Origin of the sequence: Sphingomonas sp. Leaf21 (genome assembly GCF_916858675.1) — a bacterium.
In the GTDB taxonomy this organism is placed as follows: Bacteria; Pseudomonadota; Alphaproteobacteria; order Sphingomonadales; family Sphingomonadaceae; genus Sphingomonas.
Genome location: NZ_CAKASM010000058.1, coordinates 1 through 632, shown reverse-complemented (window position 1 = coordinate 632; position 632 = coordinate 1). Strand labels below are relative to the sequence as shown.

Genomic DNA, 632 nt, shown 5'->3' with positions numbered 1-632 from the left:
CGGTCAGGGTCGCCCGGGCGGCGGCGGCGGCGCCGGTCGCGGCGCGCAGGGCTGAGCCGAACGCTCGCCATCAGCACGCCCCTCCCGCAAGCGGGCGGGGATGGGGGAGGGCAACGGCGTCTCACCGAGACCATGCCCCTTGGTCGTTGCCACTCCCCAACCCCTCCCCCTGCCGGGAGAGGGGCTTTGATGGGCACCATTCCGCCCTCTCCCGCGTTGATCGCGTAACGAGACGCGCATCAGGAGAGGTTGCCATGGATATCGCACACACCCCCGCCGCCGAGCGCATCGCGCGCGTCCTGTGCGGCCAGCGGCTGAGCGCCAATGCCGGTGGCGACGCGGAGTCGGCGGCGCGGCTGGTCGACGATCACTGGCGCGAGCATATGAGCGACGCGCTCGCCGTGCTGCGAACGCTGCGCGAACCCGATCAGGCGATGGCCGATGCGGGCGATCCCGCGATCTGGGAAAAGATGGTCCGCGTCGCGGTCGAGGCCGCGAAGCCGCCCAAGGTCACGCTGTAGCGCGCTGTTCCGCAAGCGACCGTCGGGAGCTTGCAGACCGCCGGACCTAGCCCCTCCACCACCGCTTCGCGGCGGTCCCCCTCCCCAAGCAAGCTTGGGGAGGAATAGGGC

Annotated in this window: 1 protein-coding gene; it reads left to right on the top strand. The window is 71.5% G+C overall.

All coding sequences use genetic code 11. The features are described 5' to 3' along the window. The first annotated feature begins 254 nt into the window (after positions 1–254). Positions 255–521 (top strand): hypothetical protein, encoded by a 267-nt coding sequence (locus tag LRP66_RS18240; RefSeq protein ID WP_230484016.1) that lies wholly within the window; start codon positions 255–257, stop codon positions 519–521. Positions 522–632: the final 111 nt, after the last annotated feature.